This is a genomic window from Pseudomonas sp. BAV 4579, assembly GCF_009765395.1.
GTDB lineage: Bacteria > Pseudomonadota > Gammaproteobacteria > Pseudomonadales > Pseudomonadaceae > Chryseomonas > Chryseomonas aestiva.
Map to the genome: position 1 here is coordinate 1 of NZ_WHOV01000218.1, position 13373 is coordinate 13373.

16 protein-coding genes and 1 tRNA gene are annotated in these 13373 nt (G+C 66.3%); 3 read left to right on the forward strand and 14 right to left on the reverse strand.

All coding sequences use genetic code 11. The features are described 5' to 3' along the window. Nucleotides 1-127: 127 nt before the first annotated feature. Complete coding sequence (locus GSQ95_RS25235; protein ID WP_158896156.1) at nucleotides 128-418, reverse strand: DUF2845 domain-containing protein; 291 nt, start codon at nucleotides 416-418, stop codon at nucleotides 128-130. Between the two features lie 174 nt (nucleotides 419-592). On the opposite strand from GSQ95_RS25235, the gene GSQ95_RS25240 reads away from it, so the two are divergent. Then, nucleotides 593-2152, forward strand: coding sequence for a RimK family protein (locus GSQ95_RS25240; protein WP_158896158.1), 1560 nt, complete (start codon nucleotides 593-595; stop codon nucleotides 2150-2152). Nucleotides 2153-2161: 9 nt separating this feature from the next. Beyond that, nucleotides 2162-3115, forward strand: a complete 954-nt coding sequence (locus GSQ95_RS25245; RefSeq protein ID WP_256664716.1) for a magnesium transporter CorA family protein — start codon at nucleotides 2162-2164, stop codon at nucleotides 3113-3115. Nucleotides 3116-3261: 146 nt separating this feature from the next. On the opposite strand, the gene GSQ95_RS25250 is transcribed toward GSQ95_RS25245, so the two are convergent. From GSQ95_RS25250 to GSQ95_RS25290, 9 genes are all read right to left on the reverse strand, one after another. Further along, nucleotides 3262-3819 (reverse strand): DNA-3-methyladenine glycosylase, encoded by a 558-nt coding sequence (locus GSQ95_RS25250; protein WP_158896160.1) that lies wholly within the window; start codon nucleotides 3817-3819, stop codon nucleotides 3262-3264. Beyond that, nucleotides 3816-3995 carry a hypothetical protein gene (locus tag GSQ95_RS25255; protein ID WP_158896162.1) on the reverse strand — a complete coding sequence of 60 codons (180 nt, stop codon included), beginning with the start codon at nucleotides 3993-3995 and terminating at the stop codon, nucleotides 3816-3818. Before GSQ95_RS25255 ends, GSQ95_RS25250 begins: the two co-directional genes overlap by 4 nt. 5 nt (nucleotides 3996-4000) lie before the next feature. After that, nucleotides 4001-4894, reverse strand: coding sequence for an SDR family oxidoreductase (locus GSQ95_RS25260; RefSeq protein WP_158896164.1), 894 nt, complete (start codon nucleotides 4892-4894; stop codon nucleotides 4001-4003). A gap of 151 nt (nucleotides 4895-5045) precedes the next feature. Further along, complete coding sequence (locus GSQ95_RS25265) at nucleotides 5046-5189, reverse strand: hypothetical protein (protein WP_158896166.1); 144 nt, start codon at nucleotides 5187-5189, stop codon at nucleotides 5046-5048. A gap of 68 nt (nucleotides 5190-5257) precedes the next feature. Continuing rightward, nucleotides 5258-5512 carry a hypothetical protein gene (locus GSQ95_RS25270; RefSeq protein ID WP_158896168.1) on the reverse strand — a complete coding sequence of 85 codons (255 nt, stop codon included), beginning with the start codon at nucleotides 5510-5512 and terminating at the stop codon, nucleotides 5258-5260. 165 nt (nucleotides 5513-5677) lie between these two features. Next, nucleotides 5678-7318 (reverse strand): methyl-accepting chemotaxis protein, encoded by a 1641-nt coding sequence (locus GSQ95_RS25275; RefSeq protein WP_158896170.1) that lies wholly within the window; start codon nucleotides 7316-7318, stop codon nucleotides 5678-5680. 109 nt (nucleotides 7319-7427) lie between these two features. Then, the gene (locus GSQ95_RS25280; RefSeq protein ID WP_158896172.1) at nucleotides 7428-8369 is read right to left on the reverse strand and encodes a Gfo/Idh/MocA family protein; all 942 of its coding nucleotides are present in this window, start codon (nucleotides 8367-8369) and stop codon (nucleotides 7428-7430) included. 66 nt (nucleotides 8370-8435) lie between these two features. Then, on the reverse strand, nucleotides 8436-9509 hold the full coding sequence (locus tag GSQ95_RS25285; RefSeq protein WP_133861351.1) for a saccharopine dehydrogenase family protein: 1074 nt from the start codon (nucleotides 9507-9509) through the stop codon (nucleotides 8436-8438). A gap of 246 nt (nucleotides 9510-9755) precedes the next feature. After that, nucleotides 9756-10916 carry a PQQ-dependent sugar dehydrogenase gene (locus GSQ95_RS25290; RefSeq protein ID WP_256664717.1) on the reverse strand — a complete coding sequence of 387 codons (1161 nt, stop codon included), beginning with the start codon at nucleotides 10914-10916 and terminating at the stop codon, nucleotides 9756-9758. A 28-nt stretch (nucleotides 10917-10944) separates the two neighbouring features. Here GSQ95_RS25290 and GSQ95_RS25295 point away from each other — a divergent pair, with 28 nt between their 5' ends. Next, on the forward strand, nucleotides 10945-11415 hold the full coding sequence (locus GSQ95_RS25295) for a hypothetical protein (RefSeq protein ID WP_158896174.1): 471 nt from the start codon (nucleotides 10945-10947) through the stop codon (nucleotides 11413-11415). Nucleotides 11416-11425: 10 nt separating this feature from the next. Here GSQ95_RS25295 and sugE read toward each other — a convergent pair whose 3' ends face one another. From sugE to GSQ95_RS25315, 4 genes are all read right to left on the reverse strand, one after another. Further along, a complete protein-coding gene (gene sugE, locus GSQ95_RS25300) occupies nucleotides 11426-11743 on the reverse strand; it encodes a quaternary ammonium compound efflux SMR transporter SugE (RefSeq protein ID WP_158896176.1) in 318 nt (105 codons plus the stop codon). A 177-nt stretch (nucleotides 11744-11920) separates the two neighbouring features. Next, nucleotides 11921-12307 carry a hypothetical protein gene (locus tag GSQ95_RS25305; RefSeq protein ID WP_158896178.1) on the reverse strand — a complete coding sequence of 129 codons (387 nt, stop codon included), beginning with the start codon at nucleotides 12305-12307 and terminating at the stop codon, nucleotides 11921-11923. 100 nt (nucleotides 12308-12407) lie between these two features. After that, complete coding sequence (locus tag GSQ95_RS25310) at nucleotides 12408-12638, reverse strand: hypothetical protein (protein WP_133861348.1); 231 nt, start codon at nucleotides 12636-12638, stop codon at nucleotides 12408-12410. 252 nt (nucleotides 12639-12890) lie between these two features. Beyond that, nucleotides 12891-12967: transfer RNA gene (locus tag GSQ95_RS25315), tRNA-Arg, on the reverse strand. Between the last annotated feature and the right edge of the window lie 406 nt (nucleotides 12968-13373).

The window sequence follows — 13373 nt, forward strand, 5'->3', positions numbered from 1 at the left end:
CAGGCCCTTTAGCGGACCTGTTGTGATTGGTGGGAGAGATGGTATCTACGCCGCCTTGCCCCTGCGTCGGAGCTGCTGTTTTCCCCCTCACCCTCCGGGAGAGGGTTGGGGTGAGGGAGGCTTCCCGCTAACGCTCGACCCTGATCTCCACCAGCTTGCCGTCGATGAACTTGAGGTGCCGCGAGGCACCGTTCGCCGGGCCATAGGTCCAGAACTGGGTCTCGGCGGCATTGAATCTGGGCACGTTGTTGTTACGCAGCGCCGGCGGATTGATCTTGCGCTCGGCCGGGGCGCCGCAGGCGGCCAGCACCTGCTCGACGCTGTCGCCTTCCTCGACGAGACTCTGGCCACAGCGCAGGCTGGCCTGGGCGAGCAGGGGAAAGAGCAGGGCGATCGGCAGCAGTTGACGGGGCTTCATGAGGACTCCGGGGCAGGACGGCCACCAAGCTTAGCCAACCGCCGAACGGCGTGCCCGGTGCAAAGTCTTGGTCAACTCCGTCGCCAGGGCATAAAGCCTGCGTAACGGCGCGGGACAGCCGTCGGCTGAAGGCGTATTGCTGGACACCCCTTCCCCAAGAGCCCGGTCCGTACCATGGTCGCGATTCAAGCCCGCCTGCCCGTCGCCACCCCCGTTCCCCGTCCCGAACCCGTGCTGCACCTGCCAGCCAGCAGCACTCTGCTGATCATCGTCGAGCGCAAGGAAGACTGGTCGGACTACCTGCCCAGCGAAAGCATCATCACCGCCCAGGAGTACCTGGAAGACCGCCGTCTTTCCGCCGGTGGCGGCCGGATCCAGGTGCTCAACCTCTGCCGCAACTACCGCTACCTGGGCCACGGCTACTATTGCTCGCTGCTGGCGGAGGCGCGCGGTCATCGCGTCATCCCCTCGGTGCGCACCCTGAGCGAACTCAATCGCAAGGCGCTCTACGGCCTGCTGCTGGAAGACCTCGACGCCCTGGTGGACCAGGCGCTGGCTGAGCATCCGTTGGGCGCCACCGAGGGCTTCACCCTCAATCTCTACTTCGGTCGCACCGATTTCGCGCCGCTGCAGGCGCTGGCCAGGCAGCTGTTCGACGCCTTGCCCTGCCCGATCCTGCAGGTGGAGTTGCGCCACAGTCGCCACTGGCACATCGCCGGGATCAAGAGCGGCGCCCTGCACCGGCTGCAGGATGCCCAGCAATACGCCTTCGCTGATGCCCTGGATGCCTTCAACCGGCGCATCTGGCGGCAACCGGCCTCGCGCCGCCAGGCACGCTACGACCTGGCCATCCTGCATGACCCGGAAGAGCCGCTGCCTCCCTCCAATGCCGCGGCCCTGGCCGGCTTCGTCGCCGCCGGACGTGATCTGGGGGTGGCCGTGGAGCTGATCGAGCGCAAGGACTATGGTCGGCTGGCGGAATACGACGCCCTGTTCATCCGCGCCACAACCCGGGTCGACGACCACACCTATCGCTTCGCCCGCAAGGCCGAGAGCGAAGGCCTGGTGGTGCTGGACGATCCCGCCTCCATCCTGCGCTGCACCAACAAGGTCTTTCTCAGTGACCTGCTGGCCCAGCACGGCCTGGGCATGCCGCGTACCGAGATCCTCTATCGCGAGCGGCCTCACGAGCTGGAAGAGGTAGGGCGGCGCCTGGGGTATCCGCTGGTGTTGAAGATTCCCGACGGCTGCTTTTCCCGCGGCGTGCTCAAGGTGGCCGACGCCGCCGAATTGCGTCAGGCCGCGGCGGAGTTGTTCGAACGCTCGGTGTTGCTGCTGGCCCAGGAATACCTCTACACCGAATTCGACTGGCGCATCGGCGTGCTCGCCGGCAAGCCGCTCTATGCCTGTCGCTACTTCATGTCCACCGGTCACTGGCAGATCTACAACCACAAGGCGGACGCCGGCAGTACCGGAGGGCGCTGCGAGGCGGTGGCCATCGCCGCGGTACCTCCGGCGGTGGTGGAGCTGGCGTTGCAGGCCGCCGCCCTGATCGGTGATGGCCTCTATGGGGTGGATCTCAAGCAGGACGGTGATCGGCTGGTAGTCATCGAGGTCAACGACAACCCCAACCTGGACGCCGGCATCGAAGACGGCCTGCTGGGCGAGCGTCTCTATCGGCGGGTGCTGGAGGACTTCGTCCGGCGCCTGGAGCAACGGCGTCAGGGCTGGTAGGAGCTTCTCATGATCGAAGCCTTCACTCTGCTGGACGGTGGCCTGGTGCCGGCCGGCGAACGTCTGGCGCCAGTGCTGCTGTGCAGCGATCCGGATGCCCGGGAGCAGACCTGGCTGCAGCAGGTCTTCAACCTGGACAGCCACCGCCTGGCCTCGGCGCTGGACCCCGACGAGGTTTCGCGCCTGGAGGTGCAGGGCGATGAACTCTTCCTGATCTGGAAGCGCCCGGAGCGTTATGCCGGCGGGGCGCGCTTCGCCTTCGAGGTGTCTTCCTTCGGCTTGCTCTGGCATCCCGAGCGGCTGGTGGTCATCTCCGCCGGCCAGTCGCTGCTGGCCGGCGAGGGCCCACTACAGCCGCTGCACGCTCCGCTGGATGTGCTGGTGGAACTGCTGTTTCGCAGCGTCCATCACTACCAGGGGCATCTCAAGGTCATCAGGCTGGTCGGCCGCGAATTGCAGCAGCGCTTCGACAGCTCCCTGGGCAATGAGCACCTGCTGCAGATGTTCAATCTCAGCGAGAGCCTGATCCATTACATCAACGCCCTGCAGGGCAACGGCGCGGTGCTCGACCGACTGCGGCAGATCGCCGAAAGGCGTGGGCTCGGTGAGGCCCTGCAGGCACGCCTGGAGGACCTCATCATCGAGAACGACCAGTGCCGCTGCCAGGCGGACATCTACGCCACGGTATTTGCCCGGCTCATGGATGCCCGCGGCAACCTGGCCAACAACAGCATGAATCTGACCCTGCGCAACCTCACGCTGATCAACGTGGTGTTCCTGCCGCTCAACCTCATCGCCGGCATTGGCGGCATGTCCGAATTCAGCATGATGACCGCCGGTCATCCCTGGTGGCTGTCGTACTCGCTGCTGGTGGCGGCCATGGCTGCCCTGAGTCTCGCCCTGACCTGGATCCTGCGCCGCTCGTTGCGGCGCCGGGCCGAATCCGCCGCGCGCGCGGCCTGACGCTCGCTTCATCGACAGACTCGAAGGAGACAGCATGGAAAAGCCTCTGCTCGGCCTGGGCATCGTCCTGGCGATCCTGGCCTTCGGCCTTCTGACCCTGATCGTCGATCTGCGCCGCAGCCGGCGCCAATACCGTGCGGCGGTGCTCAGCCAGGAAAGCCACGACTCAGATAGCGCGAACCGGCCAGGCCGAAACGCCAGGGCACCTCGCGCGCGCGACTGATGCCGATGCGCGGGCCCGCGAGCACCGCCACCTCGGCAGCCGCTGGCTCCAGCAGGAAAGGCAGCTCGGTCAGCGACAGGCCATCGTGACTGCCGTCGATGGCGAGGGCCTGGCACAGCCGGCCGGGACCGGCGCACAGCAGGCGATCGGCCAGGCCACCCCGACGTTTCCGCATGACCTCCAGACCCCACAGCGGCTCCAGCGCGCGGATCAGCACGCCCGAGCCATGCCCGGCCTCGCGGCAGACCAGATTGAAGCACCAATGGATGCCATAGGAGCGATAGACATAGGCATGGCCGGGAGGACCGAACATGGCGCGGTTGCGCGGGGTGGGGCCGGAAAAGCTGTGGGAGGCCGGGTCTTCGCCGTCGTAGGCTTCGGTCTCCACGATCAGGCCGCCCACACCTACGACTCTGAGCGTCGCGCCGATCAGTTGCCGGGCGACCTCGTCCACCGGGCGGGTGAAATCCAGCTCGCTCACGCCTCGGACTCCGGCTCTTCCAGGATCAGCGCTACATACACCAAGGCCAGATGGCTCTGGCCTTGGGCGAAATCGCCAGGCTGGGCCTTGCCCTCGGGCATGCGGCGCAGCCAGGGCGAGACCGTCCGGCCTTGAGTGCCGGGCACCGTGGCACGGTGATCGACATGGCCCACCATGGCTGTCAGCCCATGCCTCCGGTGGCGCCATAGACCTCGCCGGTCACATAACTCGATTCCTGGGAAGCCAGCAGCACATAGATGGGCGCCAGTTCCGCCGGCTGCCCGGGACGCTTGAACACCGTCTCGCCACCGAAGGTGGGGATCTTTTCCTGGGGCTGGCCGCCGCTGGGCTGCAGCGGGGTCCAGAAGGGACCGGGGGCCACGGCATTGACGCGGATGCCCTTGCTGGCGACCTGCTTGGCCAGCGCCTTGGTGAAGTTGGTGATGGCCGCCTTGGTCGAGGCGTAGTCCAGCAGGAATTCGGACGGCTGGGTGGCCTGGATTGAGGTGGTGTTGATGATGGCGGCACCGGCCGGCAGATGCGGCAGTGCGGCCTTGCACAGCCAGAACAGGGCGTAGACGTTGGTCTTGTAGGTAGCGTCGAACTGCTCGGTGGTCAGCTCGGCGATGTCCTGCACGGCGGTCTGCTTGCCGGCCACATTGACCAGGATATCCAGACCGCCCAGGGCGTCCTTGGCCTTGCTCACCAGTTGGGTGCAGAAGGCTTCATCCTTCAGGTCACCGGGAACGCAGACGGCCTTGCGACCCTCGGCTTCCACCAGCTTGACCACTTCCCGGGCGTCGGCCTCTTCCTCGGGCAGGTAGTTGAGCACCAGATCGGCACCCTCCCGGGCGTAGGCGATGGCCGTGGCCCGACCGATTCCCGAATCCGCGCCGGTGATCAGCGCCTTGCGCCCGGCCAGGCGACCGAAGCCCTGGTAGCTGGTCTCGCCATGATCGGGACGCGGCTCCATGGCCTGGGCCAGACCCGGGGCCTGCTGGGGCTGCTTGGAGAATTCCGGCTGAGGATACTGGGTGAGGGGGTTCTGCATGCTGTACTGGTTGTCGCTGGACATGACATCTCCTGAAAGGGGCCAGAAGGCACCCGTTTGGCATCTTTTCGATGACGTTCAAGGAAATGGAGCAACAATTTGCGTGAGAGGTTCCCACTGATCGGCGACGGATGTAGCGGGCCGGACAGCGCTCTTGCCTGACTTCAACCCAGGGCTATGCCTTTTTCGGCTTGGCCTGGCGTCCAATGACGGCAAGAAGGGAAGGGCCTTCAGCAGGAGCGATCGTCGTGATGGCAAAGAACACGAAAGTGGCCGTGCGGGCGGCCCTGTCGTCCTTGTGCGGACGCAGGCTGTTCATGCTGCCGCCTGGTATCGGAGGTCACGGTGATAGCCCGGGGCGGAGGAGACTGCGCTAGCCCTCTTGCCTCAGGCGTCCACTGGCTCCAGCCGCAGGGCTACGCCCGTTCGCTGCAGGGTAAGGATATCCGCCTCGCGACAGCCGATCAGCCGGCCCTCGGCGGTGCGCAACTGGTCATCTTCCAGCTGTGCATAGGACTGCGGTTGCTTGCCATCGCCCGCGACCATGATGTACAGCTGCCCACACAGCAATTGCCCAGCCAGGCGACCGTCGTCCAGGCCGATCAGGCGGTAGCTGCGGCGGGCATCGTAGGTAAAGCGCATGGGAGCGTCCATTCAGGTCTTTCAGCTCAGAGCCGCGCTGGCACGCAATGTTCAATTCCGAACATCGGCGTGTCACGTCGGCAGACCCGTGGCCGCGCCCGAAGCCTGCCACTCGCTGGGGCGAGGGCAGGCTGACCGCCGGTCGGAAGCCTCCTGGAAGGCCGATCAGTAACGGAATTGCGCTACCAGATTCTGGAAGGAGCTGGCCAGTCGCGACAGCTCCTGGCTGGAAGCGGCGGTCTGCTGGGCCCCGGTCGCGGTTTGGGTGGACAGGTCCTGGATATTGACCAGATTGCGATCCACTTCGCGAGCGACCTGGGCCTGCTCCTCGGCGGCACTGGCGATCACCAGGTTGCGCTCCTCGATCTGAGCGACCCCGGCGGCGATGCGATCCAGGGCTTCACCGGCCCGGTTGGCGCGTGCCTGGGTGCTGTCGGCCAGGGACTGGCTCTTGTGCATGGCGCCCACCGCTTCCTCGGCGCTGCTGCGCACGGCGCTCATCATGCGCTCGATCTCGCCGGTGGACCCCTGGGTGCGATGAGCCAGGGCGCGGACCTCGTCCGCCACCACGGCGAAGCCGCGGCCCTGTTCGCCCGCCCGGGCGGCTTCGATGGCGGCATTGAGCGCCAGCAGGTTGGTCTGCTCGGCGATCCCGCGGATCACTTCCAGCAACTTGCCGATCTCGCGAACCTGGCCTTCCAGGGTCTGCACCTTCTGGGTAGAGTCGGTGATCTCGCCGGTCATCACCGCCATGGCCTGGGCGGCCTGCTGCACCTGCTCGCGACCCTGCTGGGCTTCGCGGCTGGTCTCCTGGGAAGCGGTGGAGGTGGAGGCAGCATTGCGCGCCACCTCTTCCACCGCGGCGGTCATCTGGTTGACCGCAGTGGCGGCCTGCTGCACTTCATCGTGCTGGCGGACCTGGCCACGCGAGCTTTCCTCGGTCACCGCGTGCAATTCCTCGGCAGCGGCGGCGAGCTGGCTGGAGGCACCGGCCATCTGTTGCACCGTGTCTTTCAGGCTGCGCTGCATGCCGCCTAGGGCCTGCAGCAGCTGGCCAACTTCGTCGCGGCGGCTGCTCTGGATCGGCAGGGTCAGATCGCCCTGGGCGACGCGTTCGGCGCTGCCTACTGCCTGGCGGATCGGCGTGACGATCATCCGGGTGATGACGATGCACAGCGCCAGGGCGCAGAGCGTGGCCAGTAGCAGACCCAGGGACAGTGCCCAGAACGCCTGCTGGTAGGCAGCATGCGCAGCGTCGCCGGCCTCGGCGCTCTGGCGCTTGTTGGATTGCATCATGATCTTGAACGAGGCCATGGTCTTGCGATAGGTGGGTTGCACCTGCTCGTTCAACAGCTTGGCGGCACCGGCTACATCCTTGGCGGCCAGCCGCGCCAGGATGGCGTCGGTACCGGCGATATAGCTTTTCCAGTCCTGCTCGAAGGCATCACCGGCCTGCTTTTCATCGGCTTCAAGCGGCGTGGCGCGATAGGCCGCGAAGGGTTTCTCGGCATCGGTCTGGTTGTCACGCAAGGAGGCTATGACGGCCTGCTGATCACTCTGGGGCGCATCGCCATAGGCCATGGACAGCACGCGGAACAGATCGCGGTTGTGGCCGATGACATTGCTCTTGGCATCGTTGAGCAGGCTGATGGAGAGCAGCGAGTCGCCCAGCACGTTGTCCAGCTGGGCGTTGACGCTGCGGATACCGCTGAAGCCGACGGCGCCGATGCCCAGGGTGATGGCCGTGCACAGGCCAAAGGCCACGGCGAGTTTCTTCGCCAGTGCCAGATTGTTGAACCAGACCATGGAGCCTTCCTTTCTGCGAGGTGGGTATCAGCCAAGTTGCGCTGGATACCCTCGCTATCGGCACCAACAGTCCGACCTTTAGTTGGGTCCGGAGCGTCCGATTCCGCCTTCAACCGCGTCCATAGAGGCTATCAAGCAGCCGATTGGCCCTCAGGGCGTCCGCCAGACCGGCCAGTTCCGGTCGCGGCTGGCCGAGCAGCTGATCGAACACCGCCTGGGCGCCCTGGGGCACGCCGGGGTCCACGCCCTCGGCCAGTACCTGGCGATTGCCCTTGGCGTCGTGCAGTACCAGGCGCCCCGCGCAAAGCGCCAGGGTTCCCGCGCTACCGTCCAGGCGAATGGCCAGCCGCGGACCGCGCAGGGTGGCGCTGGCGCGCAGATGAATCGGTAAAGCTCCGGCCTGGAGCAAGGCCTCGCCACCATGATCCAGTGGCCAGCGCGGATCGCGGTCCAGTCGGCTATGGACGACCGTCAGGGCCTCACCGCATAGCCAGGCGCTGAAATCCAGCAGGTGCACGGCCAGGTCGCCAAAGGCGCCATAGCCCATGCGGCCCTCGTCCAGATGCGCCGGCCAGTCGCTGAGCCAGCCCTCCAGCAGCCCCGGGTGGCCGGCGGTCAGTGACAGGTGGCTGAGGCTACCAATGGCGCCGTCCCGCGCCCGCTGGCGCAACAGCTGCAGGGCCGGGTCGGTGCGCAGATAGAAGCCGCTGAAGCAGGAACGCCCGGCGAGCTGATCGGCCAGGGCCGAGGCGCGGGCTGCCGAGACGGCCAGCGGCTTTTCCACGAACAGGTGCCGGGCGCGCGGGAGCAGGGCGGTCACCGCCGCCTCGTGATCCTCGATGGCGGTGGTGACGAAGGCCAGGTCCACTTCGGGCAACCGGGCGAAGTCATCCACTACCGGCAGACCCTGAGGGGCAGCGAGGCGCCGGGCGCGGGCGGGATCCCGTTCGCTGGCCACCGCCACTACCCGTACGCGCGGATCGGCCAGGCTGGTGTCCAGGTAGTCCTGGGCGTGGATCTGTTCGCAACCGACGATGGCGACGCTGAGCATGACAAGGGGTCCTCTAACGGTAACTGTTCCGTTATGGACCCCTGGTCGGCCGCCAAGCTTCCCCGATCAGACCGGCTGGTAGGCCTTGCCGAAACGGTTGGCCAGGAAGGCCTCCATGTCCACCTGCTCCTGGGCGATGAAGCCGCGCTGCGGCAGCTTGCCTTCGCGGAACAGATCCAGGGCGGTGCAGATGCCGGCCGCGGTGGTGATCTGGATGGCGCTGGTCAGGCGACCGTCGCGCTCGGCGGCAAAGATCTTGCGGCTGAACACCTCCTGCACCAGCTTGCCGCCGCGCATCCCGCTGACGGTGACGAACACCAGCACCACGTCCTGCATGGTGGTGGGCACGGCGCCGCGCAGGATGTTCTTGAGTTGCTCCTGGTCACCGGCCAGGCGCAGGTCTTCCAGCAGGAACTTCATCAGGTCGCGGTGACCGGGGTAGCGCACGGTCTTGTAGTCCAGGGTTTCCACCTGGCCCTGCAGCGTCTCGCAGAGGGTGCCCAGGCCGCCCGAGGTGTTGAAGGCCTCGTATTCCACGCCGTCCAGGGAAAAGTGCTCCAGACCTTCCAGCGGCTGCACCAGTTGCAGCTCGCCGTTGCGCACCGCTTCGCAGGGGTGGCAGTACTCGTTGACCAGGCCGTCGACGCTCCAGGTCAGGTTGTACTTCAGGGCATTGGTGGGGAATTCCGGCAGGGCGCCGACGCGCATCTTCACTTCGCGCACGCTGTCGAAGCGCTTGGCCAGGGAGTGGGCGGCGATACCGATGAAGCCCGGCGCCAGACCGCACTGGGGCATGAAGGCATTGCTGGCGCCCTCGGCCAGCTGGCGGATGGTCTTGGTCGCCTTCACGTCTTCGGTCAGGTCGAAATAGTGGGTGTTGGTGGCCTTGGCCGCCTGGGCCACCGGAATCGCCAGATGATAGGGCAGGGCATTGAGCACCACGTCCTGGTCGTCCAGGGCCGCGGCCAGGGCGCTGGCGTCGGCGGTATCCAGGGTGCGGGTCTGCACGCCCAGGGCGGCGATGGCCGCCAGGGCGCGCTCGTCGCGATCCGCCACCGTCACCTGGTAGTCGCCACTGGCGTGCAGCAATTGCGAAATGGTGTAGCCGATATGGCCGGCGCCGAGCAGGGTGACTTTCATGGCGGGATCCTCCGTGGTTGAGGCTCCAGCTTAGAAAGTGGCGCTGTCAGATGTGAGCGTCAGAGCGTCGAATCGTTGTGCTTTATTTGACGAAGCGGCGGAGTTTTCGTCGTTTCGACGAGGCGGCTCGCATGGCTTTCGAAAGATCCTCCTAAAGACTGCCGATGCATCCCGTAGGAGCGGCCCATGGCCGCGATAAGGCGACCGTCTCAACGGACCGCTATAGACGCAACCAACTAGGTGCTCCTACCCCGGCACCACCCGCAACAGCTGACCGTCCTCACCATCGGTAAGCAGCCAGAGATTGCCGTCCGGGCCGCTGCGCACGTCGCGCAGTCGCTGGTCCAGCTCCTGGAACAAAAGCTCCTGCGGACCAGGCATACCCTCCACCAGCGGTATCCGCCGCACCGACTTCTCTCGCAGCGCCGCCACGAACAGACTGCCGCGCCAGGCGGGAAAGCCCTGGCCGTCGTACCAGGTCATGCCCGCGGGCGCGATCGACGGCGTCCATTCCAGCAGCGGTGGGGTGATGCCTGGCAATTCGCGAAAGGGCGAGATGCGCGCACCGGTGTAGTCCACGCCGCCGGTGGTCAGCGGCCAGCCATAGTTGGCACCCGCGCGGATCAGGTTGAGTTCGTCGCCACCCTTGGAACCATGCTCGTGCTCGTACAGTGCCTGGCGCCCGGGCACCCAGACCAGACCCTGGGGATTGCGATGGCCGAGGCTGTAGATCTCCGGCAGGACGCCGGGTCGCTTGAGGAAGGGATTGTCCGCCGGCACCTGGCCGTCGCGGGTGATGCGCACGATCTTGCCCAGGTGGGTACTCAGGCGCTGGGCATCGGTGCGCTCGACGTTGCCGTCGCCCAGGGCGATGACCAGGGTGCCGTCACCGAGCAGGGCCATCCGCGCCCCGAAGTGCTGCCCGAAGGCCTTGGCCGGCTGGCTGGTGAAAAGCGGTTGGACGTCCTGCAGGCGTCCGCCGTCCAGCCGGGCGCGCACCACCTTCAAATGATTGGCCTGGCGCGTGCCTGTCGCATAGGAGAGATAGATCAGCTGGTTGCGCGCGAAATCCGGGTCCGGCAGCACCTCGAACAGACCGGCCTGGCCTTCGGTATAGAGCTCGGGCAATCCGCTCACGGCTTCCGCCTGCAGCCTGAGGCGGCCGTCTCCGTCCGGCACCAGCAGCCGCAAGCGCCCGGCGCCCTCGGTCAGGAGCGCCCGGCCATCGGGGAGGAAAGCCAGCGCCCAGGGTCTATCCAGCCCGGTCGCCACCGTCTCGATCCGATACGCCGGCGCCGCCAGCGCCAGCGGAACCGCCAGCAGGGCCAGCCACGCCAGCCAGGCCCAGCGGCCGGAAGCTTTAGGTAACGCTTGAGGTCTGTTCCGGGTACCCGCTTTCGCTAGCATCTGCCTCTCTCCAAGGGATCTTCCGACCATGCCCCAACCGCTCTGGCGCGCCCTGTTGCAACCGCGCACCCTGCTGGCGTTCGCCGCGGCCCTGCTGCTGACCACCGCCTGGGGCAGCCTGGTGCAGACCCAGTACAACCTGGCGGCCCTCCAGGGACTCGGCCAGCCGATCGACCTGGCCACGCGCGGGCGGACCTCGCTGGATGATCTGCTGGGCTTCGGACCCGTCTATGCCGCCATCGTGCTCGCCGCTTGGTTACCAGCCTTTGCCGCGGCCCTCTGGCTGGGGCGTCACGGCGGTGCCTGTCGCGCCTGCCTGCTGCCGCTGGCCAGCAGCCTCAGCCTGATCGCCGCCATCCGCCTGATCGACGCCTTCGCGCCCATGCCGGTGCTTATCTACGCCACGCGCACCCTGGAGGGGTTGCTGGCGATGGCAGTGGGTGGGCTATGTGGTGGGCTGCTGTTCATCTGGCTGACCCGCCCGGTGATCCCGCGCTAGGGAAGGGCGCTCAGGACGAGGTCAGCTTCATCAGCACCAGCCCGCTGACGATCAGCGCGGCGGCCAGGATGCGCAGCGGACTCGCCGCCTCGCCCAGCACCAGGATGCCGACCATGAAGGCGCCAATCGCGCCGATACCGGTCCAGATCGTATAGGCGGTGCCCAGCGGCAGGCTGCGCATGGAGATCGACAGCAGCGCCACGCTGGCCACCATGGCGACCCCGGTGATGATCGTCGGCGTGAGGCGGGTGAAGCCCGCGGATTGCTTCATGTAGAACGCCCAGACCACCTCGAGCAGTCCCGCGCACACCAGATAGAACCAAGCCAACGACGGCCTCCTGTAAAACCGGGCCGTCCCGGAACGCTGCCCACCGATCGCCGGGGTCGTCCCCGTGGGCCAAGAGAGAGGGGCGGCAAGTTGCCTCGCCACCTGATCGGTGCCGTTATCCTAGCCGCTCATAGCCGCGCCTTTCGACCCGACATGGTCAGGCGCACCCAGCATCCGCTAGCGCGGCTGGCAGATCTGCGTGGCGATTCCGTCGAATTCCCGATCGAAACTGGCGCGTTCGGCCGCGCTGAGAAAGCCCTGCTGCCTGACCAGGTCATCGGTCTGGTCTCGCACCGCGGCGATGCGCTCGCTGAAGGTCGTTGCCTGTTCCTGACTGATCCGCCGCGCCTTGCGCGCCGTGCTCACATCCGCCAACAGCACATTGGCGCGCAGCGAGATATGCGCCTGCCGCGGATCCGTGATCGATCCGCCCAGTTCTCCCGGCACGGCGCGCTGTTCTGCCAGATTGCAGCTCGGCAGGCCGAGGTCGTCCTGCCGAACCGGCTCCCGGGTACAGGCGCCCAGGGCGAGGGGCAGCAGCAACAGGGGAATCAGGGATTTCATCCAGGTCTCCTCGGGGTGGCCGTAGTGGAGACCTTGAGAGCCCGGGGCGGGCGCTTCGTTCAAGCAGGGCTTTGCGCCAGGCCTTGGCAAGGCCCTGAGGCTAGTCGTCTCGCCGCGCCTGCCGTTCCAGTGCCGCCAGCTGCAGTCGCGCCCCGTCGGCCACCGGGCCCCTGCCGACCGCACTGCTCTGCAGCAGCGATAGATTCAGGGAGTGCGCCGCTGCCTCCAGTCCCGGGCGAAGGGCATGGCCGGCCTGGGCCAGGGCGGTGTCTTCGGTCAGGAGCGGAGCGGCGAGAAAGAGGGTGACCGAGCTGGTCAGGAGGTATCTCATGAGGCGTCCTTGCGAGGTGATCACCAGGGTATCGGCATCCGGCCGGCTGGGTGGAGCGGGTCTAGGGGCAGAGCTTAGAGCAGAATCGCCAGGGTGGTAGTGATAATGGTCAGATAAATCACGCCGGCAATCTGGCGAAGGTCCTTTCACGAACGGTCTGGGCGTCTTGGAAAGGCTTGAGCGACAGCCAGAAACAACAAAGCCCGCGCGATGGCGGGCTTTGCTGAGGTTCACGCTACGGTGAACGGGAGATGGCGCACTCGGCGGGATTCGAACCCACGACCCCTGCCTTCGGAGGGCAGTACTCTATCCAGCTGAGCTACGAGTGCAGCGATTCGGTGACGCTGAATCGGTCGCCATCATACTCACCTTGCCCTCGACCGTCCATGCCCGGATGCACGATGTTGTTGATTTTGAACGACTGTTTCGCGGGGCGTGGCAAGGGCTGCATAAACAAGGAGGAGGGCGACGCGAAAACCTGGCTAGCGCTCTTGCGCAGGGGTTCAGGATTCTCCTAGGATGCGTTCAATATTTCGAACGCCCAGGGCGGTTCGGACGTTGCTCGAGCGGGCACTGAACGGTGGCGATGCCAGCGTTTCCAGGCCTGACCCTATCGCAGGCGCAGGGGTGTCATGCCCTTGCTTCCGGCCCTTTCAGCCAAGGAGACCGTAATGCAGCTCAAAGACGCTTCCCTGTTTCGCCAGCAAGCCTATGTCGACGGCGCCTGGATCGACG

Coding starts and splice junctions, on each gene's coding strand:
- GSQ95_RS25235 (WP_158896156.1), bottom strand. CDS start 418: ATGAAGCCCCGTCAACTGCTGCCGATCGCCCTGCTCTTTCCCCTGCTC.
- GSQ95_RS25240 (WP_158896158.1), top strand. CDS start 593: ATGGTCGCGATTCAAGCCCGCCTGCCCGTCGCCACCCCCGTTCCCCGT.
- GSQ95_RS25245 (WP_256664716.1), top strand. CDS start 2,162: ATGATCGAAGCCTTCACTCTGCTGGACGGTGGCCTGGTGCCGGCCGGC.
- GSQ95_RS25255 (WP_158896162.1), bottom strand. CDS start 3,995: ATGGTGGGCCATGTCGATCACCGTGCCACGGTGCCCGGCACTCAAGGC.
- GSQ95_RS25260 (WP_158896164.1), bottom strand. CDS start 4,894: ATGTCCAGCGACAACCAGTACAGCATGCAGAACCCCCTCACCCAGTAT.
- GSQ95_RS25265 (WP_158896166.1), bottom strand. CDS start 5,189: ATGAACAGCCTGCGTCCGCACAAGGACGACAGGGCCGCCCGCACGGCC.
- GSQ95_RS25270 (WP_158896168.1), bottom strand. CDS start 5,512: ATGCGCTTTACCTACGATGCCCGCCGCAGCTACCGCCTGATCGGCCTG.
- GSQ95_RS25275 (WP_158896170.1), bottom strand. CDS start 7,318: ATGGTCTGGTTCAACAATCTGGCACTGGCGAAGAAACTCGCCGTGGCC.
- GSQ95_RS25280 (WP_158896172.1), bottom strand. CDS start 8,369: ATGCTCAGCGTCGCCATCGTCGGTTGCGAACAGATCCACGCCCAGGAC.
- GSQ95_RS25285 (WP_133861351.1), bottom strand. CDS start 9,509: ATGAAAGTCACCCTGCTCGGCGCCGGCCATATCGGCTACACCATTTCG.
- GSQ95_RS25290 (WP_256664717.1), bottom strand. CDS start 10,916: ATGCTAGCGAAAGCGGGTACCCGGAACAGACCTCAAGCGTTACCTAAA.
- GSQ95_RS25295 (WP_158896174.1), top strand. CDS start 10,945: ATGCCCCAACCGCTCTGGCGCGCCCTGTTGCAACCGCGCACCCTGCTG.
- GSQ95_RS25305 (WP_158896178.1), bottom strand. CDS start 12,307: ATGAAATCCCTGATTCCCCTGTTGCTGCTGCCCCTCGCCCTGGGCGCC.
- GSQ95_RS25310 (WP_133861348.1), bottom strand. CDS start 12,638: ATGAGATACCTCCTGACCAGCTCGGTCACCCTCTTTCTCGCCGCTCCG.